Consider the following 24,428-nt stretch of genomic DNA (forward strand, 5'->3'; position numbering starts at 1 on the left):
TGGACACGTGACCAACTGGCCGATCAGCGCTCAAGCAGCGAAGCGGTAGCGCAACAAAAAATGCGCGAGGCCTGCCCGGCGCACCTTGTTTTGGAGTTTTAATCATGCCCTGGACCCGTGACCAACTCGCTGAGCGCGCCGCCAAGGAACTTCAGGACGGTTTCTACGTCAATCTGGGGATCGGCATCCCGACACTGGTGGCCAACCACATCCCGCAGGGCATGACCGTCACCTTTCAGTCGGAAAACGGTATGCTGGGCATGGGCCCCTTCCCCTATGAGGACGAGGTCGATCCCGACCTGATCAATGCGGGCAAGCAGACCATCACCGAACTGCCCGAAACGAGCTATTTCTCGTCGTCGGACTCGTTCGCCATGATCCGCGGCGGCCATATCGACCTGACCATATTGGGGGCGATGGAGGTCGGCGAAAACGGCGACATCGCTAACTGGATGATACCGGGCAAGCTGGTCAAGGGCATGGGTGGGGCGATGGACCTCGTCGCCGGGGTGCAGAAGGTCGTGGTGGTTATGGAACACGCCAACAAGCACGGCGAATCCAAGGTGCTGAAACGCTGCGACCTGCCGCTAACCGGGGCGGGTGTGGTCGATCTGATTATCTCGACGCTGGGCGTTTTTGAGGTGAAGCCCGACGGCTCAGGCCTCGTGCTGGTCGAACTGGCCCCCGATGTCACACTCGACGACATCGCCGCCCAGACACAGGCCACCTATGAGGTCGCGCTGCGGGCTTAAAAGCTGTTTATTCCGCTTTCAGGCGCCGCTTACGGCGGCGGATAAACAGCCACGCCGCCAGCAGGACGACGATCACCCCGACGCTGTAGCCCGCCGTCGCCGCCGGAGAGTGCCCGACCAGCGGCTCCAGCACGTATTTGATCAGATTTATGATGTAGTAGGACAGGGCAAAGACCGACAGCCCTTCGACCAGTTCGGACAGCTTGACCTGAAGCTCGGCGCGCGCATTCATGTTTTGCAGAAGCAACTGGTTTTGTGTCTCAAGTGAGATCGACACCCGCGCGCGTAGCAGGTCCCCGATGCGTCCGATACGGCCCGAAATGTCCATCAGCCGCGCCGACGCGGCCTCACAGGTCCGCATGGCGGGCTGAAGCCGCCGCTCGATAAATTCGCGCATGGTCGAAAACCCATCGACGCGGCGTTCGCGCAAGGAGGTCAGGCGATCCTCGACAAGCCGCGCATAGGCCTCGGTTGCCCCCAGCCGGAACCCCACCTCATTGACGCGCTGTTCGATATCCGACGACAAAGCCGTCAGGCGCTCATAGATCACCTCCTGCGAGGTGCGCCCCTCATTGAGCTGCCGCGTAATGTCCACCAACGTCCGTTCGGCCCCTTTCAGCCAGCCGAGGACAGCACGCGCCTCACCGAAGCCCAGCAGGGCCAGCTTGCGGTAGTGGCCAATCTCGATCAGGGTCTGCAACAGGCGCGACAGCTCGTCATTCTGTAAACCACGATCGTGGATGAAGATGCGTCCGGCCCCGGTGTCGTGGCTGCGAAAATCGGTCCACAAACGCGCGCGGCCGTCAAACACTTCGCAACTGACGCAGGTGGCAAGAGCCAGACAGGCGCTCAGTCGCGCCGGGTCAGGGGCCTCGGTCATCACCGAGATTTCGACACTGCGGAACACGCGCCCCGGTGCGCCTTTGAGCCACGCAAAGTCCTCGCCACGGATCACGCCAAAGCCCAGCCGCTCAGAGGCCGCGGTCTGCACTGCTCCTTCTGACGTATAGCCGAGCCAGGTCGAAAACTCTCCGTGGCGCTCCCAGATTCGACCGCTTTCAGCCTCGATATTCGCCAGACGCCCGTCTTCGGGGGAGGCCTCGCTCAGCCCTTCGACCCACGCGGCCTCTGCGGCCCGCTCCGTATCCTCGACCAGCAATACCCAACTGCGCACCGCCACGGGCGCGGTAAGGACGGGCAATGCGCGTTCGTGCATCAGATCGCTGAGGGTCTGACGCAGGGGGTGATCGGCAATCGGAGACATGGCGGGGGCCTAAGCGAATAACCAGAGCGAAGAAGACGTCTCACCTTGTGGGAACCCGGAGAAGGAAGCAACAAAAACCGCTCATTTGTCAGACATAAGGCCGGACACTTTCGGCAACAGATTATAAAAGCCGCCGCCAATTGTTTACAATTAAATCTTTATTTCATATTTGACACCCCCTCTGACGCGCTGTAGCTACAGACGATAATTACGACGAGGTTCCCCATGGATACGGTCATCTGCGAAAGCCCCGGCAAGCTGGTACGCATTCAGCGCGACAAACCGGTGCGACAGGCGGGTGAGGTGCTGGTCCGTGTGCGCCGCGTCGGCATCTGCGGCACGGACATGCACATCTTCCGTGGTACGCAACCCTATCTCAGCTATCCGCGCGTCATGGGCCACGAACTGTCCGGCGAAGTGGCCGAGGCCCCGGAAGGTTCGGCGCTGAGCACGGGCGATGTGGTCTATATCATGCCCTATCTGTCGTGCGGCACCTGCGCCGCCTGCCGCAAGGGCCGCACCAACTGCTGCATGAAGATTCAGGTGCTGGGCGTACACCGTGACGGCGGCATGACCGAATATATCAGCGTCCCCGAAGCCTTCGTCTTCCCGGCCACGGGCATCGGGCTCGACGAAGCGGCCATGCTGGAATTTCTCGCCATCGGCTGCCACAGCGTGCGCCGCGCGCAGGTGCAGCCCGGGCAGCGCGTGCTGGTCACCGGCGTTGGTCCCATCGGCATGGCCACGGCCCTCTTCGCCAAGCTGAAAGGCGCAGAGGTGACCGTGCTCGACGGACAAAACACGCGCGTCGAGGTCTGCCTGAAGACGCTCGGCATGGACCACGGGGTGGTGCTGTCGCCCACTACACGCGACGACTTGTCAGCCCTGACCGAAGGCGACTTCTATGACGCGGTGTTCGACGCCACCGGCTCACCCAAGGCCATCGAGGCCGGTTTCGGCTATGTTGGCCACGGCGGCACCTATGTGCTGATTTCGGTGGTCTCCGCCGACATCACCTTCAATGATCCGGAATTCCACAAGCGCGAGACCACCCTGCTGGGCAGCCGCAACGCCACGGTGGAAGACTTTGAAGAGGTGCTGAGCGCCATCCGCGCCGGGCTGATCCCTACGGCCGCGCTCAATACGCACCGCGCGGCACTGAATGACCTGCCTGACGTCCTGCCCGGCTGGACCGCGCCCGAAGCCGGGGTGATCAAGGCCTTGGTGGAGGTGTAGAGCGGCATGATTTCATGCCGCTCAAGCCGCCATTGAGGCGGCGGCCAAGGTGGCGGAGCCGCCGCCCGGCGAGGGCCAAACAAAAATTTCGATCATTATGTTTTACTAAACATAATGATCGAACCTCACAGACTTTTTGTGATTTGTAACTGAACTTGACACAGTCCTGCCTTGCAATTGCCGCATCGCAGCATATATGATGCAGGTGTTCGATGCCTTGCATCGATTGCCCTTCCTGGGCGTTTCCTCCCTGTAAACTGGCCGCGCCGCAATGCGCGGCTTTTTTTTGCCTGCGACCAAAGGTCCGCGAGGCCTTTTTGACGCCGCAGCGCGAAACGGCTATCACATTATCAGTAAGCCAATGGAATCGTGATGTCCGAACCGACCTACAGCGCGCCTGCCCTTGAAAAGGGTATTGAGATTCTTGAGTTTCTCGCCGGGCGGTCGGGCCCGCTGAGCATCGGTGAGATCTGCGCCGGAGTCGGCCGTTCCAAGGCCGAAATCTACCGCATGATCCTGACTCTGGAGGGCAAGGGGTATCTGCGGCGCGATATAGCCGGTCGCTACACCATGACCAGCCGCCTGTTTGACTTCGGTATGCTGTACCCGCCGCGCCAGAGCCTGATCGAAACGGCCCTGCCGCATATGCGCGCTCTGGCCCGCGACAGCGAACAATCGTGCCACATGACCGTCCTGTCGCGTGAGCACATCGTCGCCATCGCCCGCGCCGAAAGCGAGAGTATGACCGCCTTCGGGGTTAAGGTCGGCTTCCGCGCCCCGGCGGCCACGGCCACGTCCGGGCGCATGATCTTCGGCTTCCTGCCCCTGCGCGATCAGCTCAACTGGTATCACACCATGCGTGGCCGCATTGACCGCCCTGTCCTGCGCGCCTTCCTTGACGAAGCGCGTGAAGCGAAGCGTCAGGGCTATCTGGTACGCGACAGTGCCTATACGCTGGGCATTGTCGATCTGGCCGTGCCGATCTTCGCCGCCCGCTCAAACCACGCCGTCGCCGCCCTGATCGTGCCCTTCATGACGCACGTGGTCTGCCATATGGACAAGCCGCAGGTGCTGGAGCGCCTGCGCCAGACGGCGCAGGCCATTTCCAGCGAGCTGTATTAAAGCTTCACAAGGCCCTCGGCCCGCAGGCTAAAGGTCGCCGACTGGCCTTTCTTAAGGGTAACGGGCAGGCTATGCTCCCCCAGCACCAGCGTCGCCTTTTCGCCAAAGGCGCTGCGGATCGTCACCCGCTCCAGCGTCATGTCGGCCCAGTGGAGGTCCACCGTAAAACCGCCGCGCGCCTTCAGGCCCGTGACGTGCCCCTTCGGCCAGGCGGTCGGCAGGGCCGGCAGCAGGATGATCTGATCGTCATAGGACTGCATCAGCATCTCGGTCATGCCCGATGTGCCGCCGAAATTGCCGTCGATCTGGAACGGCGGGTGGGCGTCGAACATATTGGGATAGGTGCGCTCCGGCCCCAGCAGCAGTTTGAGAATGCTGTGCGTGCGCTCCCCCTCGCCCAGCCGCGCCCACAGATTGATGCGCCAGCCGATGGCCCAGCCGGTGGACATGTCCCCACGCAGCTCCAGCGATTTTTTGGCCGCCGCCGCCAGTGCCGGCGTCTTGCGCGTGGTGATCTGATGCGACGGGAACAGGCCATAAAGGTGCGAGACGTGGCGATGGTGCAGGTCCGGTGCCTCCATATCCCAGTCGTCCTTCCATTCCTGAAGCTGACCGGCCTTACCGATCTGGTTGGGCACCAGCCTGTCGCGCATGGCCAGAAGCTCAGCGCGTAAGGAGGCGTCGGTTTTGAGGATGTCCGCCGCCCGCGCCGTATTGGCGAACAGGTCGCGCAGGATTTGCATGTCCATGGTCGGCCCGGCGCAGATCGAGGTGCCGAACCTGTGCTCGTTTTCCGGCGAGATAGAGGGCGCCGTGACCATGTAACCGGACGCCGGGTCCTTCACCAGCGTATCGAGGAAGAACTGCGCCGCGCCTTTGAGCAGCGGATAGATGTCTTTCAGATAGGCCGGATCACGGCCATAGTCGTAGCGATCCCACAGGTGCAGGCACAGCCACGCCCCACCCGTCGGCCAGGTGCCGTAAAAGGCGGCGTCAATGGGTGCCGTGGCCCGCCACAGGTCGGTATTGTGGTGCGCCACCCAGCCGCGCGCCCCGTACATGATCTTCGCGGTTTCAGCGCCGGTGACCGAAATCTCCTTCACCAGCCGCACCAGCGGCTCGGTCAGTTCCGGCAGGGCCGTCGGCTCAGCCGGCCAGTAGTTCATCTCGGTATTGATATTGATAGTGTATTTGCCACCCCACGGGGCGTTCAGCTTCTCGTTCCACAGGCCTTGCAGATTGGCGGGCTGCGTGCCCGGCCGCGAACACGATATCAGCAGATAGCGGCCATACTGATAATAGAGCGCCGCCAGCGCCGGATCGTTTTGCGATGGCGAGCGGGCAATGCGTTGCGCCGTCGGCTGATCGGCGGCCTCGGTGCGCCCGAAATCGACGTGGACGCGATCAAACAGCTCACTGTGCGCCTTCAGATGCGCCGCATAGAGGTCATCGAACGAACGCGTCGCGGCCCCGGCGATCTGGTCTTTCGTGATGATGGTCGGGTCGCCCGACACATCGCGGAACGATTTGTAGTTCGTCGCCGCCGCCATCAAGACCAGCACGCTGTCGGCCCCGCTGACGACAAGCTCATCGGTGCCGGTGCTTTGCTGACCCCCGCTCGCCACCACGCGCACGCGGCTTTCAAAGCGTAGCGCCCCGTCCTTGCCATTATGGCCGCCATTGCGACCCGACAGCACGATCTCCTGTGGGCTTTCGATGGCCACGGTCGCCATCTGCGGCGTTTCAAAGCCGAGCTGGAAGCTGATCTTACCCGGCTTATCGGCACTCAGGCGCATCACCAGCACCTGATCGACCGGGCTTATGAAGGTTTCGCGCTTATAGGTCACGCCGTCCTGACGATAGGTCACGGTCGAAAGCGCCTTGGTCAGGTCCAGTTCCCGGCGATATCCACTGGCATTGGACGATGGCCCGAAGGTCAGGGTCAGCTCACCGATCGTCTGATACGACACCTGCCGCACCGGATTGCCCATGAAATGGGCGTCAATAAGCCTTTGTGCCTCAACATATTTGCCCTCAAAGATCAGCTTGCGGATCTGCGGCAAGGCTGGCGGGCCATCGGGATTGGCCGGCTGATACGGCGCCCCGGCGTACAGGGTATCCTCGTTCAGTTGCAGCCGCTCGCGCGCCACGCCGCCAAACACCATCGCCCCCAGGCGTCCGTTGCCCAAGGGCAGGGCCTCGGTCCATTCGATAGCCGGCTCGCGATACCACAGGGTAAGGTCGTTGCTTGCGGTTGGGCGGGTTTGCGCGGCGGCAACCTGCGGCACAAGCGCGGCCAGCGAAAGACCAGCGGATAGTTTGAGCGTTTCACGACGGCTGAACGTCATTTTGGGGTTCCCTCTCTGAATTATGTTTTATGGAACAATAGCCGTTTTACGGGCGAACGGAAGCGTCAAATGCGAACAACCAACCCAGGCCGTCATTTCGCAGCGTGGCTTGGCTGGATCGGTAGCTATCGGATAGCCGATCACAGCTAAAGCCGCGCCATTCTGGCAAACCAAACGGCACGCAATCGTTTTTATTTCCCCAACGGACGTTTTGCCCCTTTTCAGGGCGACAAAGCTCGGCATAGGTTGCGCCACCGGTGTCACAGGCACCCAAAACAAGGAAAGCCCCGGCACAGGGGCCCTGCCCATACAGAGAAAAAGGAAACATCTGCATGACCGCCTCCGCCTCACCGGCCGCGACGGGCCCGGTCACCCGCTATCGCTGGGTGATCTGCGCGCTGTTGTTCATCGCCATCGGCATCAACTATATCGACCGCCAGATGATCGGCATTTTGAAGCCCACCCTTCAGGGCGAGCTTCAGTGGAGCGAAACCGACTATGCCAACATCGTGTTCTGGTTTCAGTGCTTCTATGCGGTGGGCTTTCTCACCTTCGGGCGCGTTATCGACGCGGTTGGTGTGCGCATCGGCTATGCCGTGGCCTTTACCATCTGGACCATCGCCTCGATCGGGCACGGCCTGATCCACACGGTGACGCAGTTCGCTGTGGCCCGCGCCGTACTGGGCTTCGGCGAGGCCGGGGCCTTCCCCGCCTCGCTGAAAGCCGTATCGGAATGGTTCCCGCAGAAGGAGCGCGCGCAGGCCGTCGGCATCTTCAACGCCGGCACGGCCATGGGGCCGATCATCACGCCCCTGCTCGTCCCGGCCATTACGCTGGCCTTCGGCTGGCGCGCGGCCTTCATCTCCATTGGCATTGTCACCGCCCTGTGGCTGGTGGCGTGGCTGATCATGTACCGCCGCCCGCAGGAGCACCCCAAGGTGTCGCCTGCCGAACTGGCGCATATTCAGTCCGACGACACGAGCGCTACTGAGACCGCAGCCCCCACGGCGAAAATCTCGTGGTTCAAGCTCCTGACCTTTCGGCAGACCTGGGCCTATGCGCTGGGCAAGTTCCTCACCGACCCCATCTGGTGGCTCTATCTGTTCTGGCTGCCCGACTTCCTGAACAAGCGCCACGGCCTTGATCTCAAAACCTTCGGCCCGCCGCTGATTGCCATCTACATTCTCGCCGATTTTGGCTCGGTTTTCGGGGGCTGGGCGTCGTCAAAGCAAATCAAAGCCGGGCGCACGCCCAATGCGGCGCGCAAATCCACCATGCTGGTCTGCGCACTTCTGGTTACGCCCATCTTCGCGGCGCAGTTCGTTGATAATCTGTGGGCCGCCGTGGCCATTATCGGCCTCGCCGCCGCCTCGCACCAGGCGTGGTCGGCCAATCTGATGACCCTGCCGTCGGACCTCTTCCCCAAACAGGCCGTGGCCTCGGTCATCGGCATCGGCGGCATGGCCGGGGCCATCGGCGGTATGCTGATGACCACTTTTAACGGCTATATCCTTGAGTTCTTCAAATCGTACCAGCCGATCTTCATCGTCGCGGGCTGTGCCTATCTGGTGGCCATTCTCGTCATCCACACCCTGACGCCCAAACTCGAAAAAGTCCCCGAAGAGAAGATTTTGAAGGCGTAAAAAACAGAAAGGCCCGTTCCGATGAGGAGCGGGCTTTTCTTCTTACTGATGCCTCAGCGCCTTGCCCGGTTCGGTCGAAGCGCTGCTGAGCGCCAGCCCCCCCACCGTCCCCAGCGCGATGGCCAGAGCCGCCGCTGTGGCGATAAGGAAGAACAGCGGGCTGATGCCGATGGCGTCGTCGAACTGCGACAGCCACTGCCCCAGCGCCAGCCACGCCAGAGGCCAGGCGATGACGCTGGCGATCAGCACCGGGCGCAGGAATTGCAGCGTCAGGAGCCGCACCACCTGACCGCGCGACGCCCCCAGCACCTTGCGCAGACCAATCTCACGCGCCCGGCGCGAGGTATTGAACGCCGCCATCCCATAAAGCCCGATACAGCCGATCAGCGCCGCCACCCCGGCCCCGACCCCGAACAGGTTGGAGCGGTCACGTTCCGGCTTGTAATACTTGTCGAGGTTCTCATAGGCGGAGGTGACTTCAAACGGCACGTCCGGCGCGATCTGACGCCACACCTTGCGCAGACGTTCGCGCATCACGCTTTCGCTGACCCCGGCATAGCGGACAAAGCCGACCGCCGCATAGGAGACGTGGGCATCGAACATATACAGCTTGGCCGGGATGGGCTCAGACGGGTGATAGAAGCGCGCGTCTTCGACCACACCGACGATGCGTACCGTATGATCGGCGAAGCGCGCCGTCTGCCCTACAGCGGCCTGTGGTGTCTTGAAGCCCAGACGCTGCACCGCCAGACGACTGACGATGATATTGGTCACCCGCTTGGGGTCAGACTCCGCATGACTGCCCACCCAGGTCTGATCCTCGGCAAAACGCGGATCAAAATAGCGCCCGGCCAGCAGCTTGATACCGATCAGCTCGAAATAGCCCGGCCCGACCACGGACCAGTTGACCGTCGGCGATTCGGTCAGCTTGTCGCGCTGTCCCGGCAGGACGATATTGGAGTTGTTGACATTACTCTGATCGCCCGGAATGGCATTGGCAAGGGTGACCGCCGTGACGTTCGACAAGGCGCGCACCGCGGCCTGAAAGCCTTCGCGCTGTGCGGCATTGATATTGACGTCGCGGATCGAATTGACCAGCAGCAGGCCGTCGCGCTTAAAGCCAAGATCGGCCGACTGGATATGCTCGATCTGCTTGATGAAGCCGAGCATCAGGGTAAAGGCCATCACCACCGCTGCGAATTGCAGGATAACGAGGCATTCGCGCAGACGCATCCCCAGACGCCCGCCCGCTGGCGTGCGGCTCGACGCCAGCACCTGCGCCGGTTTGAAGGCCGACAGGGCAAAGGCCGGATAGAGCGCCGCGACCAGACCGGCCAGCACCACCACCCCCAAAAGCCCGGCCAGCCACACTCCGTCTTTCATGTAATCGAGCGCCAGAGACAGGCCCCCGGCGGCATTGATCAGCGGCAGGGTCAGTTCGACCAGAGACAGACCAACGATAAAGGCCACCAGCAGGGTCAGCAGGGCCTCCCCCAGAAATTGCAGACGCAAAGCCGAAGGACGCGCCCCCAGTGTCTTGCGCACCGCCACTTCACGCGCCCGCAGGCCGGCCCGCGCCGTGGCCAGATTGACGTAGTTGATCAGGGCCAGCCCCAGCGCCACCACACCGACCAGACCCAGCGTGACGATGGCCGCCTTCTGTTTGGGGTCGATCAGGTGCATATCAGCCAGCGGCACCAGCACCAGCTTCATCAGGCTGCTGCCCTTTGTGCCGGGGCCGAAGCTGTCGCCCACCTGACGGTCGGTAAAGGCGTCCATCTGGGCCTGTAAGGCGCGCGCCTCAGCCGGATCCTTGAATTTGAGGAAGGCCATAAGCTGCACCGAGCCCCAGTGATGCCAGGTGTCGGGCTCCATCGCCGTGCGCTGCGACGTGATGCGCCGCATCAGGCCCAGCTTCAGATCGGCATTTTTGGGCAGGTCGCGCATAACGGCGCTGACCAGATAGGGTTTGCGCCCCTCGGCGTCACTGAGCGTCAGGGTCTTGCCCACCGCGTCCGCCGTGCCGAAATATTTGCGCGCCTTTTCCTCGCTGATGACCACGCTACCCGGATCATTCAGCGCGCTGGCCGCGTCGCCTCCGCGCATGGGCACGCCGAAAAAGGTCAGGAACTCCGGATCGACCAGCTCGATCTGCTCGGCATAGACTTCCGACCCCTTGTGCACCGTGACCGGGTTGGACCAGTCGCGCACGGTGACCAGCTGCGGATAGCTGGCCTTCAGTTCCTCGGTCAGGCCGCCCATGGCCCCGATACGCACCTCATCGGTCATGCCGGGGAAGAAGTAGCGGGTGCCGACGGTATAGATTTTGGCGCGTTCGGGGCTCCAGCTCTCATAGCCGGTTTCAAAGCGCACCAGCAGGCTGAGGGCGATAAAGACGGCGATGCCGAGGCTGAGGCCCAGAAGGTTAAGGCCGCCATACAGCGGATGTCGGGTGAAGGAGCGCCAGAAGGCGATGAAAATGGAGCGTAACATATCAGGCTCACAACATCTGGGCGACGGAGGCCACCAGTTGCCCGTCGAGAATATCGACGCGGCGGCTGGCCTGATCGGCGTGGCTGGGCGAGTGGGTGACCATGATGATGGTCGCCCCGGAGGCATTCAGCCCTTTGAGGATATCCATGACCTGCGCGCCGTTTTCGGTATCGAGATTGCCCGTCGGTTCGTCGGCCAGGATCAGGTCGGGATTGCCGACAATGGCACGCGCAATAGCGGCGCGCTGCTGCTGACCGCCCGACAACTGATGCGGGAAGTGGCGCGCCCGATGGGCGATGCCCACACGGTCCATGGCCGTTTCAATGGCCTGACGGCGCGACCCGTTCTGCCCCTGACGATAGAGCAGGCCCAGCTCGATATTCTCATAGATGGTCAGGTCATCGACCAGATTGAAGCTCTGAAAGATGAAGCCGAGATGGCGGGCGCGGTGCTGCGCCAGCTTCGCTTCACTCAGTTTGGCCAGATCGACCCCGTTGAACAGATAGGCCCCGGAGCTCGGGCGGTCGATGGTGCCCAGCGTGTTGAGCAGGGTCGATTTTCCGCAGCCCGACGGCCCCATAATGGCGACGAATTCACCCTGACGGATGGTCAGGTTGATATTGTGCAGGGCCGTGGTTTCGATCTCATCGGACCGGTACAGGCGGGAGACGTTTTGAAGCTCAATCATGAATTCGAGTCCGACTTGATGTGGAGATATTGCGCATTGCGCAGGTTGGAGACCCCGGCCGTGACGATGCGCTCGCCGGGTTTGAGGCCGCTGAGGATTTCGACCTGTTCAGGATTACGGCGGCCCACAGTGACGGCGCGGCGGCTGGCCTGATCGCCCTTGGCGTTGAGCACAAACACCCACGCCCCGCCCGATTCCGTCAGCCAGCTCCCCGACGGGGCCAGAATGGCCGGCGTCGTCTGACCCAGTCTCAGGCGGATATCGACGGTTTCGCCGCGCTTGAGATCAGCGGGCGGCGGCGTGACGAACTGCAATTCGGCGACGACGCGGCCATTGGTCACCTGCGGAAAGACCTTGGAGACGGCAACACTGACCGTCTGACCGTGCAGGCTGGCCTCGGCCTTCTGCCCTTCGGACAGGCGTTGCAGGTAGAATTCATCGACCTCGGCGCGCAGTTTGTAGCTGCCTTCGGAATCGACCTGCGCCACCGCGTCGCCCTCCTTCACCGCCTGCCCCGGCTTGAGGCTGAAGGCGGTCAGGCGGCCCGCGGCGGGGGCCGCGATGGTCAGGGCGTCGAGGCCGCGACGCACCTCACCCAGATTGCGACGCAGGTCCTGCGCATTGTCCTGCACCTGACGACGCTGACCGGCATAGAATTGCGCGTCGGGCGTCTGGGCGGTCTTCAGCACTGCCACGCGCTGACGCTGATAGGCCACCTCATCGGCATAGGGCTTGACCGCCGCCGCATTGATGAAGCCCTTGTCGAGCAGGGTCTGACGTTTCTGATATTCCTGTTCGGCGCGGCTGAGGGCGTAGGCGGCATCGGCCAGCGCCTGTTCGCGGTTTTCCTGCGCGGTTTTCAGCGCCATCAGCTGATTGGCATTGTCGGCCAGCCGCGCCGAAATATCGGCCTCACGCCCCGACACATCCAGCGTCAGGGCCGGATTGACCAGATAGACCAGCGCCTGCCCCCTGGTCACGCGGTCGCCGTCGCTGACCGCCACGGCCTGTACGCGGCCGGCCGTCGCCGCCGTGATATAGACCGTATCGAGCGGCACGGCTTCGGCGCGCAGCGGCACATAGTCCTGATAAGGGGCGCGCACCACCTCCCCGGTTTCGAGGGTGCGCGCCTCGACCGTTACCGTACCCGACCTGGGCAGGGTCAGGTAAAAGGCGAGGCCCGCCGTGGCGATGAGGACGGCGGCAGCGGTGATCTGAAACGGACGGCGGCGATACCACGGCCTGACGCGCTTGCGGTCCATGTTGGTGGGGGATGAGAGGACGTTATCGGGCATGTTAAAACGCTAACACAGAGTTTTCAATTCATATAAATAATTCATTTTGCTTGCTTTTTGTCGATTTTTGCCCTCAAATCAGGATTGAAATCACCCCGCAGGTGTCCGAATCCGAACATGCCTTCCGAAGCCGAAACACCCCCTCTGACGCGCGCCGTCTTCCTCGACGACGACCTCGATATTCTGGCGGCGGCCGAGCTGGTCCTGACACGGCAGGGCTTCACCCTGCGCACGGCGCAGTCGCCGGATGAGGCGCGCGCTTTGCTTGAGTCTGAGACGCCGGATGTGCTTCTGCTCGATCTCAATTACCGGCGCGGCGATACGTCAGGCGAAGCGGGTCTGGCCTTTTTGCAGGAACAACTGGCAAAGACCCCGCACCTGCCGGTGGTCGTCGTCACCGGCCATTCGGGCATGAGCATTGCCATTCAGGCCATGCGGCTGGGGGCGCAGGATTTCGTGGTCAAGCCGTGGAACAATGAGCGGCTGGTCGCCGCCCTGCGTGCCGCCATTGAGACGCCGCCGCGCATCCCCGCCGACCTGCCGCCGCAGGACCTTAATCTGGAGCGCTCCGAGCGTGAGCTGATCAAGGCGGCGCTCAGCCGGCATCAGTTCAATATCTCGCACGCCGCCAGAGACCTTGGCCTGACGCGGGCGGCGCTGTACCGGCGCATGGAAAAGCACGGTCTGTGACGCATGGGGTCTCATCGCATCTGGCTCAGCATTGTCGCGCAGGTGGGCGTCTTCGCCCTGGGGGTCGGGCTGTGGCTGGCCCTCAGTCAGGGCTATTACGCCACGGCGCTGGTTTGCGGACTGGCCGCCGTCGGTCTGGCCGTGGCGGGCGTCAACAGCCCGGCCTTCCATCTGGCACGCGAACGCCTGCGCGCCCGGCTAAGCCCCGCGCCGATCTTTACAGCGGAGCTGGGACGGCGCAGGCTTCAGATGCTGCTCGATCAGGCCCCCTCGCCGCTTTTGCTGCAAACCGATGACGGGCAGATCATCGCCGTCAATCGCGCCGCACGGCAACTGTTCGGCGTCGCCTACGCCCTGCCTCTGGCGGTGCGCCGCACGCTTGTCGGTGAGGGTGGCGACCTGTTTGCGCCGGGACAGCAGATCGTCTGGGAAGGCCGCACCTTCGCCGTTCAGCACAACGAACTGATCGAGGATGAGCGCACCTCACAACTGGCCATCCTGACCGATATTTCCGCCGATGTGCGCGCCGCCGAAGCCACGGCGCTGCGCGATCTGCTGCGGGTGCTGAACCACGAACTGATGAATGCCCTGACGCCCGTCGCGTCGATGAGCAAAAGCGCGCTCGACCTGCTGCATGACGACACGCCGCACTCGCGCGAACTGGCCATCAAGGCGCTGGAGCGGGTGGTGGCGCGCACCGAAGGCCTGCACGACTTTATCAATGCCTATCGCGCCCTGACCCGCCTGCCGCCGCCCAGCCTGCAACCGGTGCGCCTGTCCGAATGGCTGGATGTGCTGCACGAAAGCTTCACCGCCCAATGGAGCGACAAGGGGGTCAGCCTTTTGTGGGAGGTGCCCGCCGAAGACGCCCTGATCCGCATGGACGAGGATCAGATGTGGCTGTGCGCCGGGAACCTGCTCAACAATGCGGCGCAGGCGGCGCTGGAAAAGGGCGGCGACCCCAAGGTGCGCCTGCACGCCACCACCGGGGACAGCAGGCTGACCCTGGTGATCGAGGATTCCGGTCCCGGCATCCCGGCCGAACATGGCCGTCAGGTCTTCATGCCCTTCTTCACCACCAAGGCCACCGGCACCGGGGTGGGCCTCAGTCTGGCCCGCCAGATCGTACAGGGCCACGGCTCGGACCTCAGCCTGTTGCCGCTCAGTCCCGGCGATCCGGACGCCCTGGGCGGCGCCCGTTTCGCGTTTAGTCTTTCTAAAATCTAGAACTTCTTCGACAGGGTGACGAAGGTGGACTCGCCGTACTTGGCCCCCAGATCGCCCTTATCCGTCGTAGTATAGGTCAGGCTGACCAGAAACTTCGGCGTCACCGCATAGCTCACCCCGGCCAGATAGCTGGTGTAATCCACACTGTCCTGATTGTGGCGGAAGCCGTTGGCCGCCTGAAGCGTCAGTTTCGGCGTCACCTTGTAGTCCAGCCCCCATTCGCTGAAGGTGGCCTGCTTTGCCTTGCCATAGTTGTCCGGCGAATAGGCCAGATTGAGCTTGGCCGTCAGGCGCGCGTTCAGCTTGCGCGCGGCATTGATCTCATACTCCGTAAACTCGTTATCAATGCCGATTTTGGTGCCGTTATACTGCTTGAAGATTGCGCGCGACGTGACGTCATTGCCCAGCCACTTCGACTTGTACCCGATCAGAAGCTGGGTCTGGTTATCGACGCCGGTCGTGCGGTCACGCATCGACTTGTACAGGAAGCCGCCAAACACCTTGCCATAGGCGGCCTGCCCGCCGACGGTATACTGGGGGCGGCCTTCTGTCTGGCTGACGCTGCGATAGATACCGTCGCTGAGGGCTTTGATTTCCGCCGAATATTTGACCGTTTCGGCCTGAGCGACCGTTGGCAAGACAAAAAGCAGGGCGGCGGGCAAAAGGAAGCTGTTCGCAGACATTAGGGTCTCCGTTGGCGAAACCGCAGCGCAGTCTCGCATTCATCTCAAAAGAAGGGATTAAAAGGAACCCGTGCCGGGGGCTCGAACCGATACACCGGCACGGGTCAGTGAAGATGGAACCGTTAGGGGGGACACGACCGGGCTACGGCCGGAAGGTTCCATCCTTAAAAGATTAGTCCGCGCTCTTCTCGCCCAGTTGCAGACCTGCCGGAGCGCCGTGGATGGCCATCACCGGTTCGGCCTCGATCATGGGCTTGCCATTCATGGCGGCGCGGAAGGTGTCCATGTCGATCGACTTTTCCCAGCGGCTGACGACGACGGTGGCGACCGCATTGCCGATGAAGTTGGTGATCGAGCGGCATTCCGACATGAAGCGGTCCACGCCCAGAATGATGGCCATACCGGCAAGCGGCACGGTCGGCACCACCGACAAGGTGGCGGCCAGGGTGATGAAGCCCGCGCCCGTCACCCCGGCTGCGCCCTTGGACGACAGCATGGCGACCGACAAAAGCAGCAGTTGTTGCTCAAGCGACAGGTGGGTGTTGGTAGCCTGAGCGATAAACAGGGCGGCCAGCGTCATGTAGATGTTGGTGCCATCGAGGTTGAACGAATAGCCGGTCGGCACGACAAGGCCCACGACCGAACGCTTGCAGCCCGCAGCCTCCATCTTTTCCATCAGGCTCGGCAGGGCCGATTCCGAGGACGAGGTGCCGAGCACCAGAAGAAGCTCCGCCTTCAGATAGCCGATCAGCCTGAAGATCGAGAAGCCGTTGGCGGCACAGACAGCGCCCAGAATGACGATCACGAACAGGGCAGAGGTGGCGTAGAAGGTGCCGACCAGCGCCGCCAGATTGACGATGGAAGCGATGCCGTACTTGCCGATGGTGAAGGCGAAGGCACCGAAAGCCCCGATGGGCGCGGCCTTCATCAGGATCGACACCATCTTGAAAATGGCGTGGCTGACGGTTTCCAGCAGGTTGACCAGCGGCTTCGCGCGCTCACCCACAAAGATCAGCGAAATGCCGAACAGGATGGCGATAAACAGCACCTGAAGGATGTTGCCTTCGACAAAGGCCGAAGTGAAGGTCGTCGGAATAATGTCCATCACGAAGCCGATCAGGGTCGTTTCGTGCGCCTTGGCGGCGTATTCATCTACCTTGGCATTGTGCAGCGTCGCCGGGTCGATATTCATGCCGTGACCGGGCTGCACCACATTGGCGACGATCAGGCCGACGATCAGGGCCAGGGTCGAGAAGGTCAGGAAGTAGGCAAAGGCCTTGCCCGTGACCGAGCCGACGCCTTTCAACGAGCCCATGCCGGCAATACCGGTGACGATGGTCAGGAAGATGACCGGTGAAATGATCATCTTGACCAGCTTGATGAAGCCGTCACCCAGCGGTTTCAGCGCCTCGCCGGTCTGCGGGTAAAAGTGCCCGATGGCCGCGCCCAGAGCGATGGCGACCAGCACCTGAAAATAGAGATGGGCATAGAAGGGGCGCTTGCGCGGCGCGGCCGCGGTCAGCGTGTCCGTAGGGATATGCATCTGCATGGGTGTTCCTCGACCCTTTGGTGGTTTTTGTTAACGCACCATAATCCGGCACCACCCCTGTGCCCACAATTCGGCCAATTTTCATTAAATCATTGAAATTTAGAAATTTATAGTAGAGGCAAGCCCCTATTTTGTGTGAAATTTCGCACACATAAGCCAGACATTGTGCGAAATTTCGCAAAGGTTTATGATGCCTACATGTTCCTTGTACCGCGCAAGATTCGACGGCCTCTGCTGATCCTCGCCGGCCTTGCCTGCGTGGCCGGTCTGGGGCTGGCCCTATGGGGCGTCTATAGCCTAAGCTACACCGGGGCCCTGCGCAGCGTCTCTGAGGACGTCGAAACGCGCGCTCGCTTGCGCGCCGCCGTCCTGCAAAGCGAGATGGAGCGGCAGGCGACGGTGGCGCTGGTCCTCAGCGACGACAGCGACGTGACCGCCGCGCTGCTGGGCAACCAGCCCGCGCTCTACAGCGGCGTCTCCAAAAAGCTGGATCGACTGCGCACCCAGACGCGCAGTTCGGTCATCTATATCATTCAGGCCTCCGGCCAGACGGTGTCGGCCAGCAACTGGGCCCTGCCCGTCTCCTTCGTCGGCAGCAATTACAGCTTCCGGCCCTATTTCCGCGAAGCCATGATGAACGGCACGGCAACGCAGTTCGCGCTGGGCACGGTCAGCCGCAAGCCCGGCCTGTTTTTCGCCCGCGCCGTCACCGCCTCCGGGCGTCGGCTGGGCGTGGTGGTGGTGAAGATGGAGTTCGACCCTATCGAGGCCACCTGGGGTGGGCTGGGCGAAGACACCTATGTCACGGGCCCCACGGGTGAGGTCTTTCTGACGGCGCACCCGGAGCGACGTTTTAAGCCCCTCCCCGCCCTGACGGCGCGCCAGATCGACACGGTCATCGACCTGCCCGGTGTCGGCTGGAAGCTGCACGTGATCAGCAGCGATCAGGCGGCGCGCGATACAGCCATCGCCGCCACCCTGACCGCCGCTCTGGCCTTTGGCCTGCTGGGGACGCTGAGCGCCTGGCAATGGCGACGGCTGCGGCAGAGGCGGCTGTCGGCGGCGCGTGAAACCGAATACCGCGAGCGGCTGGAGCGCGATGTCGCCACCCGCACCGAGGCCCTGAGCGCCACCAATGACCGCCTGTCGAAGGAGATCCGCGAACGCCGCAACGCCCAGCGTCGCCTCAGCCGCCTTCAGGCCGATCTGGTGCAGGCCAACAAGCTGGCCAGTCTGGGGCAGATCACCGCCGGCGTGGCTCACGAAATCAATCAGCCGGTCGCCACCATCCGTGTCCTGGCCGAAACCGCCGCCAGCCAGAAACCGTCAGCGCGCGGGGCCAAGGCCCTGATTGCCGAAAACCTCAGCGCCATTATCCGCATGTGCGACCGCCTCGGCCACATCACCGGTGAATTGCGCACCTTTTCGCGCAAGGCCTCCAGCGAGGTTGAGCCCGTGCCGCTGAAAGAGGCGGTGGACTCGTCCATCCTGCTCAACGAAAGCCGCCTGCGCGACCACCGCGTCAGCCTCCGTTGCGACCCCATCGACCCGCAATTGCGCGTCATGGCCAGCCGCGTGCGACTGGAGCAGGTGCTGGTCAATCTGCTGCAAAACGCCTTTGAGGCGCTGGAAGGCGTGCCCGATGCGCAGGTGCGCCTCAGCCTCAGCGCCGACGGCGATCAGGTGCGCCTGCGCGTCGCCGATAACGGGCCGGGCCTGCCGCCGCAAGTGCAGGCGCAGCTTTTCACCCCCTTCGTCACCACCAAGCCCAAGGGGCTGGGTCTCGGCCTCGTCATCGCTCACGACATTCTGCGCGATTTCGGCGGCGCGCTCAGCGCCGAAAGCTCTGAGACCGGTGCCACCTTCATTCTGACCCTGCGTAAAGCCTCATGACCCCGCACATGAACCCTGTGACAGCACCCCTGATCCTGATTGACGACGATGCCGACCTGCTGGCGGCGCAAAGTCAGGCCCTGCGCCTCGACGGCTTTAGCGTGCAGGCCTTTGCCAGCGGGGCCGAGGCGCTGAAGGTCCTTGATGCGACCTTTCCCGGTGTGGTGATCACCGATGTGCGGATGCCGGTCATGGACGGCCTTGAGGTCTTTGCCCGTATCCGCGCCCTTGATCCCGACCTGCCGGTGATCCTGATGACCGGGCACGGCGATGTGCCGATGGCCGTGCAGGCGCTGAAGGACGGGGCCTATGACTTCCTGTCGAAGCCCTTTGCGCAGGACGATCTGCGTCAGAGCGTGCGCCGCGCCGTGCAGACGCGCGAACTGGTGCTGGAAAACCGCCGCCTGCGGCAGGCCCATGCGCAACTGGCCGATCAGGACAGCCGCTACCCCCTTCTGGGCGATTCCGCCGTCATGACCCATCTGAAAAGCGTGGTGGTGCGCGTGGCCGAAGCCGAGGTCGATACGCTGATCAGCGGCGATACGGGCGTAGGCAAGGACCGCGTGGCGCGCGCCCTGCACGCGCTCAGTGCCCGCAAGGGCCGGGCCTTTGTGCATATCGGCTGCGCGGCGTTGGACGAGGAGCGGTTTCAGAGCGAGCTGTTCGGCAGCGAACAGGGCCTGCGCCCCGGCGCGCCCCGCCTGATCGGGCGCATCGAAAAGGCGCATAAGGGGACGCTGTTCCTCGATGAAGTCGAGGGGCTGACGCTCAGCCAGCAGGCGCGGCTGTTGCGCGTGCTGGAAACGCGCGAGGTATGGCCGGAGGGGGCCGAAAGCCCGCGGCAGGTCGATATCCGCGTCATCGCCGCCACGCGCATTGATCTGGTGCAGGCCGTGCGCGACGGGCGGTTCCGCGCCGACCTCTATTACCGGCTGAGCGGCGTGACCCTGCGCGTGCCGCCGCTCAGCGAACGGCGCGAGGACATTCCGCTGCTGTTTCAGCACTTCCTGCTGGCGGCGGCGGCGCGCCTCAACCGCCCGGCCCCGCGCCTCAGTCTTCAGGCCCAGAGCCACCTGCGCCAGCACGACTGGCCCGGCAATGTGCGCGAGCTGGAACAATATGCCGAACGCTACGCGCTGGGCATCGACGACAGCCTGCCGGGCAACGATGTCGATGCGCCGGGTCTGGCCGAACAGGTGGCGCGCTACGAAGAGGCCCTGCTGCGCGAAACCTTGGAGCGCCACGAAGGACAGGTGCGCAGCGTCATGGAGGCGCTGAAACTGCCGCGCAAGACCTTCTACGACAAGGTCAATCGCTATGGCATCGACCTCAACCTCTATCGGGGGCATTAGGCTAAAACCACAGATTTCACAGATTACACAGATCAAAGCGCGGGTCATACGGCGTGGTCTGGACGACCTCGGGCAACCCATCTGTGTAATTTGTGAAATCTGTGGTTACCTCATGAGGGTACACAGAAAGGGTGAGGTGTCCCCCGCCCTTTCGCGTTTGACTGTAAGACCGCCTAAGCGCCCTTTTTCAGGCGGCTATGCCACTTGCCGTAAGAGAAATAGACGACCAGCCCAATCGCCATCCAGATCAGGGTAAAGAGCTGGCTCTGGATCGGCAGGCTGTAGAAGATAAAGGCGCAGCCTAAGATCGCTGCAATACCGACCAGCAGATAGGCCGGAGTCTTGAAGGTGCGCGGCAGGTCCGGGAAGCGGCGGCGCAGGATGATCATCGACAGGGCGACGGCGATGAAGGCGATCAGCGTCCCGGCATTCGACAGGGCAGCAATCTCTTTCAGCGGCACAAACCCGGCAAAAATGGCCACGAAGATGCCGGTGATCAGGGTGATCAGGGCCGGTGAACCCTTCTTGTTGACCTTGGCCACCGCCTGCGGCAGCAGGCCGTCGCGCGCCATGACGAAGAAGATGCGGCTCTGACCGTACATCATGACCAGAATGACCGACGGCAGGGCGACAATGGCGGCCAGACCCACCAGACCGGCCACCACCGGATAGCCGATTTCGCGCAGGATATGCGGCAGCGGCTCGGCGCTGTTGGCGATTTCCTGAAACGGCGCGACGCCGACGGCCACCCCGGCGACCAGCATGTAGATCAGGGTCGAAACGGCCATGGAGCCCAGAATGCCGATGGTCAGGTCGCGGCCGGGCTTCTTGGCCTCTTCGGCCGAGGTCGAAACCGCATCAAAGCCGAAGAAGGCGAAAAAGACGATGGCGGCGGCGGCCATGATGCCGACCTTTTCGCCGCCGATCTGCTGACCGATAAAGCCATAGGGGGCGAACGGATCGTAATTCCCGGCCTGAATGGCGGGCAGGCCGAGGACGATAAAGGCCCCCAGCGCGACGATCTTGATGATGACCAGCAGGATATTCAGCGTGGCGCTTTCGCGCGCGCCGATCATCAAAAGACCCATCACCGCCAGCGACACCAGCACCGCCGGCAGGTTGACGAGGCCGCCCGCGTGCGGCGCATTGAGCAGGAAGGCCGGCAATTGCAGGCCCATCCCCTCATTCAGCCAGCCGACAAGGTGGGCCGACCAGCCAACCGCCACGCTGGAACAGGCCAGCGAGTATTCGAGGATCAGCGCCCAGCCGACAACCCAGCCCGCCACCTCACCGATGGCTGAATAGGTATAGGTATAGGCCGAACCCGCGGCGGGGATCAGGGTGGACATTTCGGTGTAGCACAGCGCCGCGCAGGCACAGACCAGACCGCACAGGGCAAAGGAGACCAGCACTCCCGGCCCGGCCAGTCCCGCTCCCACGCCGGTCAGCGTGTAGATGCCCGTGCCGATAATGCCGCCGATACCCAGCGCCATCAGATGCGGCCAGCTCAGCGTCTTGGCCAGCGCCTTGCCGTCTTCTTCCGCCCGATGCAGCGGTTTTAGCGGTCCAAACAGTCCCATGAAAAGTCCCTTAAACAAGACGCCGCAGCGTCGATCCCCGTTTCGTATACGATTTGTGTCGCTTTTACTGCGGCTGTCAACCGTCCAGTTGACGGTCGCGCGCCACTCGTATCAAACGCAACTTTTAAACCTTGCGCAAGCGGGCTTGAATGCGCAAAGCGCCGCCCTGTGGCCCGATGACCACATCTTCGCCCTCGACGACCGCTTTTTTGCCGTCCACTGTGACCGAGGCCAGTCGCATCTCTTTCGGCACCCGCAGACGCAGACGCACCTCTGAGGGCCGGGTCGCCCCACCAAGACGAACCTCGCCGTTGAGCGTAAGCCCCTGTCTTTGCAGGTGCAAATCGACCGACCCCCAGCGCGTCGGCGCGCCGGTGATGGCAATGGGCTGTTCGGACGCAAACCATTGGCGGGGCACGGCGCGGCCCAGCCACAGGGTGTCTGCGTCCGAGGCCTCGAACACGAGTGCCCAGCGCACCAGCTTGGGGATGGTCAGTTGCGCCGGAATGCAGAACAGCGGCAGGCCGCCGGTGATGCCTGTGACCTCCCCCGCCACCCAGGTGCCCGGCGTATGCGAATGGTAGCGGTGCGAATGCAGGAACAGGAGGTATTCCTCGATGCGGTCCGAGCGCAGCAACTGCTGGGCATAGCCGTAGGAGATAAAGCCAAGCTGATCGCGGCTGTCGTCGCTGGGCGGGCCGAAATTGGCCAGTACGCCGATGGCCGTCCCGCCATGCCCGCGGACGGCGTTGATGACCGTCTGGGCCAGATCGTCGGGCAGGACGTCGGCATGCAACAGTTCGGCATAGGCGCGGTGCGCCCAGCCCTGTTCGTTGCCGGTCTTGCTGCGAGCGGATTCGATCATGGCCTGACGATGGGTCCGTGTGGCCCCCGGCAGGATGGCCACATAGGGCGGTGTCAGGTCGTGGCGGATATTGGCGCGCAGGGTCTTTATCAATTGCGCCTGAAGCGTATCGGCGCGCGTCTTCCAGTCGGCGGCCAGACTTGCCTTATCAGGCGCAATAACGGCCCACACCGCCGCGATGTCACGCCAGCCGCGCACGGCGAAGGCCGAATTGTTCCAGTAGGGTTTCCACCACACCGAGGGGTCCGGATGCAGGCAGGCGTCGGACTCGCTCCAGCCGTCGAGCAGGCCGAATCCGGCGTCCCCGGCGGGCTTTTTCAGCGCCACGTCGTGCAGTTCGGTGAGGATGGCCGCCGTGTTTTCGATCTTGCCGGCAAAGCGTTTCAGCGTCGCCGTATCGCCCGTATAGCGCAGATAGCGCGCCAGCAGGCTGAGCGTCAGGCCGAACTGCGCCACCTCCGGCCCGCGCATATTAATCTGCCCGTCGGCGAAGACGAAATCCTCGAAATAGTTGATCAGGACGGCCCTGGCCTGATCAAAGCGCCCCCACTCCAGATTGGCGTAGAGCGACGAGGTGAAGGTGTCCTGAAACCCGTCATATTCCGAACCGAAATAGTCGCGATCGACCACCCCATATTTGGGATAAACACCTTGCGGGCGCACCATCAGCTCCTTGGCAAAGGCGTGGCTGACCATGTCCGACAGAGCGGCATCAGGAATATTGAGCGTCGCCTGATCCTTGAGCCGCGCCTGCCAGTCACCGGCAAAGGTCAGAAGCCCTTCATAAAAGGCCTCGGCGGTCGGTTCGACGCGGCGTGGCGGGAACGGGGCGTAGGAATGGCCGAACGCCGTCTTGACCGGTTTGCCGTCGTCATATTGGATGGTGCGGTGCCAAGTCTGCACCACCAGCTTGTCGGTCGCCGTCACATCGGCAAAGACCAGCAGGTCATAGTGCCGCGTCGGCGAGATTTCGATGATCTTGTGAACCGCAGGCAGCCAGCCGCCCAGCAGCCCCTCCCAGCGGCGTTTGACCTTATCGTCACCGCTCAGTTCGGGAAACACGTGTTCGGGGCGAAAGGTGCGCGTGCGTCCGTTGGGAAAGACGGGCATGGTGTCGCCCTGCTGCGCCGTGCCGACAAAGGTCGTCCACGGCATCCGCCACCACAGCGACTCACGGGTGAAATTCCAGCCGGCAGGCGGGGCCGCGCGGCGCACCTCATCCGGGTCCGGGTCGTCACCGCGCGCCAGCAGTTTGTCGGCGAGCAGGTCGGCATCGGCCTGACAGATGTCTTTCAGCGCCAGCCCCAGATAGGCGGGCGTGATGTCGTCGAACACCGCCTCCGGCCGCTTCGACAGGGAGAAGGCGCCCTTGTCCGAGGTGAAGACAATCGGTCCGTCGCGGCGTGTCTGATCCTCATAGACGCGCCACTGCGTACCGTGCGCGGTAAACTGCGCCAATGGGGTCAGGCCGTCGGTTCGCACCGCGCTCGAAGTGTCCAGTATGGGCAACAGAGGCGACGCCGACGCCGAAGCCGAAGCCGAAGCCGATGCCGCCGTAAGGCCTGCCGTTCCCGCGAGCGATCCCTGTAAGAAGGCACGACGATGAAATCCGGGGGTCATGGGGAGGCCTCACTGACAAAAAAATGGCGGCAAACCGTCACGCAATCGGGTTTGCCGCCCAAGGGGGACCCCGCCCGGCGGAGGGGGAGGAGGACCGCCGGATAAAATGGGGAAGTTTAAGATACAGA

At 63.0% G+C, this 24,428-nt stretch carries 18 protein-coding genes; 8 read left to right on the forward strand and 10 right to left on the reverse strand.

The genetic code is table 11. The annotated features are described in order from the left end of the window. Window positions 1-104 precede the first annotated feature (104 nt). Complete coding sequence (locus tag ACK8OE_RS12815; protein ID WP_410272830.1) at window positions 105-752, forward strand: 3-oxoacid CoA-transferase subunit B; 648 nt, start codon at window positions 105-107, stop codon at window positions 750-752. A 7-nt stretch (window positions 753-759) separates the two neighbouring features. Here the strand turns inward: ACK8OE_RS12815 and ACK8OE_RS12820 are convergent, their stop codons facing one another. Then, a complete protein-coding gene (locus ACK8OE_RS12820) occupies window positions 760-2,016 on the reverse strand; it encodes a DUF3422 domain-containing protein (RefSeq protein WP_410272831.1) in 1,257 nt (418 codons plus the stop codon). A gap of 225 nt (window positions 2,017-2,241) precedes the next feature. Here ACK8OE_RS12820 and ACK8OE_RS12825 point away from each other — a divergent pair, with 225 nt between their 5' ends. Both ACK8OE_RS12825 and ACK8OE_RS12830 read left to right on the forward strand, forming a co-directional pair. Then, entirely contained in the window at window positions 2,242-3,252 is a 1,011-nt protein-coding gene (locus ACK8OE_RS12825; RefSeq protein WP_410272832.1) for a zinc-binding alcohol dehydrogenase family protein, read from the forward strand. A gap of 372 nt (window positions 3,253-3,624) precedes the next feature. Then, window positions 3,625-4,374 (forward strand): IclR family transcriptional regulator, encoded by a 750-nt coding sequence (locus ACK8OE_RS12830; RefSeq protein ID WP_410272833.1) that lies wholly within the window; start codon window positions 3,625-3,627, stop codon window positions 4,372-4,374. On the opposite strand, the gene ACK8OE_RS12835 is transcribed toward ACK8OE_RS12830, so the two are convergent. Continuing rightward, window positions 4,371-6,722 carry a glycosyl hydrolase family 95 catalytic domain-containing protein gene (locus ACK8OE_RS12835; RefSeq protein WP_410272834.1) on the reverse strand — a complete coding sequence of 784 codons (2,352 nt, stop codon included), beginning with the start codon at window positions 6,720-6,722 and terminating at the stop codon, window positions 4,371-4,373. The two genes, ACK8OE_RS12830 and ACK8OE_RS12835, sit on opposite strands and share 4 nt — an antisense overlap. Window positions 6,723-6,768: 46 nt before the next feature. Then, window positions 6,769-7,056: a hypothetical protein gene (locus tag ACK8OE_RS12840; RefSeq protein ID WP_410272835.1), complete on the reverse strand. Its 288-nt coding sequence runs from the start codon at window positions 7,054-7,056 to the stop codon at window positions 6,769-6,771. Between ACK8OE_RS12840 and ACK8OE_RS12845 the strand changes: the two genes are divergently transcribed. Then, window positions 7,055-8,365: an MFS transporter gene (locus ACK8OE_RS12845; protein ID WP_410272836.1), complete on the forward strand. Its 1,311-nt coding sequence runs from the start codon at window positions 7,055-7,057 to the stop codon at window positions 8,363-8,365. The genes ACK8OE_RS12840 and ACK8OE_RS12845 overlap by 2 nt on opposite strands. A gap of 42 nt (window positions 8,366-8,407) precedes the next feature. On the opposite strand, the gene ACK8OE_RS12850 is transcribed toward ACK8OE_RS12845, so the two are convergent. From ACK8OE_RS12850 to ACK8OE_RS12860, 3 genes are read right to left on the reverse strand one after another with little or no spacing between them, the layout of a single operon-like run. Then, complete coding sequence (locus ACK8OE_RS12850; protein ID WP_410272837.1) at window positions 8,408-10,858, reverse strand: ABC transporter permease; 2,451 nt, start codon at window positions 10,856-10,858, stop codon at window positions 8,408-8,410. 7 nt (window positions 10,859-10,865) lie between these two features. Further along, on the reverse strand, window positions 10,866-11,546 hold the full coding sequence (locus ACK8OE_RS12855) for an ABC transporter ATP-binding protein (protein ID WP_410272838.1): 681 nt from the start codon (window positions 11,544-11,546) through the stop codon (window positions 10,866-10,868). Then, a complete protein-coding gene (locus tag ACK8OE_RS12860) occupies window positions 11,543-12,841 on the reverse strand; it encodes an efflux RND transporter periplasmic adaptor subunit (protein ID WP_410272839.1) in 1,299 nt (432 codons plus the stop codon). Before ACK8OE_RS12860 ends, ACK8OE_RS12855 begins: the two co-directional genes overlap by 4 nt. Window positions 12,842-12,958: 117 nt before the next feature. Between ACK8OE_RS12860 and ACK8OE_RS12865 the strand changes: the two genes are divergently transcribed. Together ACK8OE_RS12865 and ACK8OE_RS12870 are read left to right on the forward strand one after the other, a co-directional pair. Further along, on the forward strand, window positions 12,959-13,531 hold the full coding sequence (locus tag ACK8OE_RS12865) for a response regulator transcription factor (protein WP_410272840.1): 573 nt from the start codon (window positions 12,959-12,961) through the stop codon (window positions 13,529-13,531). 3 nt (window positions 13,532-13,534) lie between these two features. Continuing rightward, window positions 13,535-14,758, forward strand: coding sequence for a sensor histidine kinase (locus ACK8OE_RS12870; RefSeq protein WP_410272841.1), 1,224 nt, complete (start codon window positions 13,535-13,537; stop codon window positions 14,756-14,758). Here the strand turns inward: ACK8OE_RS12870 and ACK8OE_RS12875 are convergent. Beyond that, window positions 14,755-15,441 (reverse strand): hypothetical protein, encoded by a 687-nt coding sequence (locus ACK8OE_RS12875; RefSeq protein ID WP_410272842.1) that lies wholly within the window; start codon window positions 15,439-15,441, stop codon window positions 14,755-14,757. The genes ACK8OE_RS12870 and ACK8OE_RS12875 overlap by 4 nt on opposite strands. A 172-nt stretch (window positions 15,442-15,613) precedes the next feature. Continuing rightward, entirely contained in the window at window positions 15,614-16,990 is a 1,377-nt protein-coding gene (locus tag ACK8OE_RS12880; RefSeq protein WP_410272843.1) for a dicarboxylate/amino acid:cation symporter, read from the reverse strand. Window positions 16,991-17,188: 198 nt separating this feature from the next. On the opposite strand from ACK8OE_RS12880, the gene ACK8OE_RS12885 reads away from it, so the two are divergent. Both ACK8OE_RS12885 and ACK8OE_RS12890 read left to right on the forward strand, forming a co-directional pair. Beyond that, window positions 17,189-18,883, forward strand: coding sequence for an ATP-binding protein (locus ACK8OE_RS12885; RefSeq protein ID WP_410272844.1), 1,695 nt, complete (start codon window positions 17,189-17,191; stop codon window positions 18,881-18,883). 8 nt (window positions 18,884-18,891) lie between these two features. Beyond that, window positions 18,892-20,235 carry a sigma-54-dependent transcriptional regulator gene (locus ACK8OE_RS12890; RefSeq protein ID WP_410272845.1) on the forward strand — a complete coding sequence of 448 codons (1,344 nt, stop codon included), beginning with the start codon at window positions 18,892-18,894 and terminating at the stop codon, window positions 20,233-20,235. A gap of 173 nt (window positions 20,236-20,408) precedes the next feature. Here the strand turns inward: ACK8OE_RS12890 and ACK8OE_RS12895 are convergent, their stop codons facing one another. Both ACK8OE_RS12895 and ACK8OE_RS12900 read right to left on the reverse strand, forming a co-directional pair. Beyond that, complete coding sequence (locus tag ACK8OE_RS12895) at window positions 20,409-21,815, reverse strand: amino acid permease (protein WP_410272846.1); 1,407 nt, start codon at window positions 21,813-21,815, stop codon at window positions 20,409-20,411. A 124-nt stretch (window positions 21,816-21,939) separates the two neighbouring features. After that, complete coding sequence (locus tag ACK8OE_RS12900) at window positions 21,940-24,300, reverse strand: Tat pathway signal protein (protein WP_410272847.1); 2,361 nt, start codon at window positions 24,298-24,300, stop codon at window positions 21,940-21,942. Window positions 24,301-24,428 lie beyond the last annotated feature (128 nt).

Origin of the sequence: Asticcacaulis sp. W401b (assembly GCF_046503825.1) — a bacterium.
Lineage (GTDB): Bacteria > Pseudomonadota > Alphaproteobacteria > Caulobacterales > Caulobacteraceae > Asticcacaulis.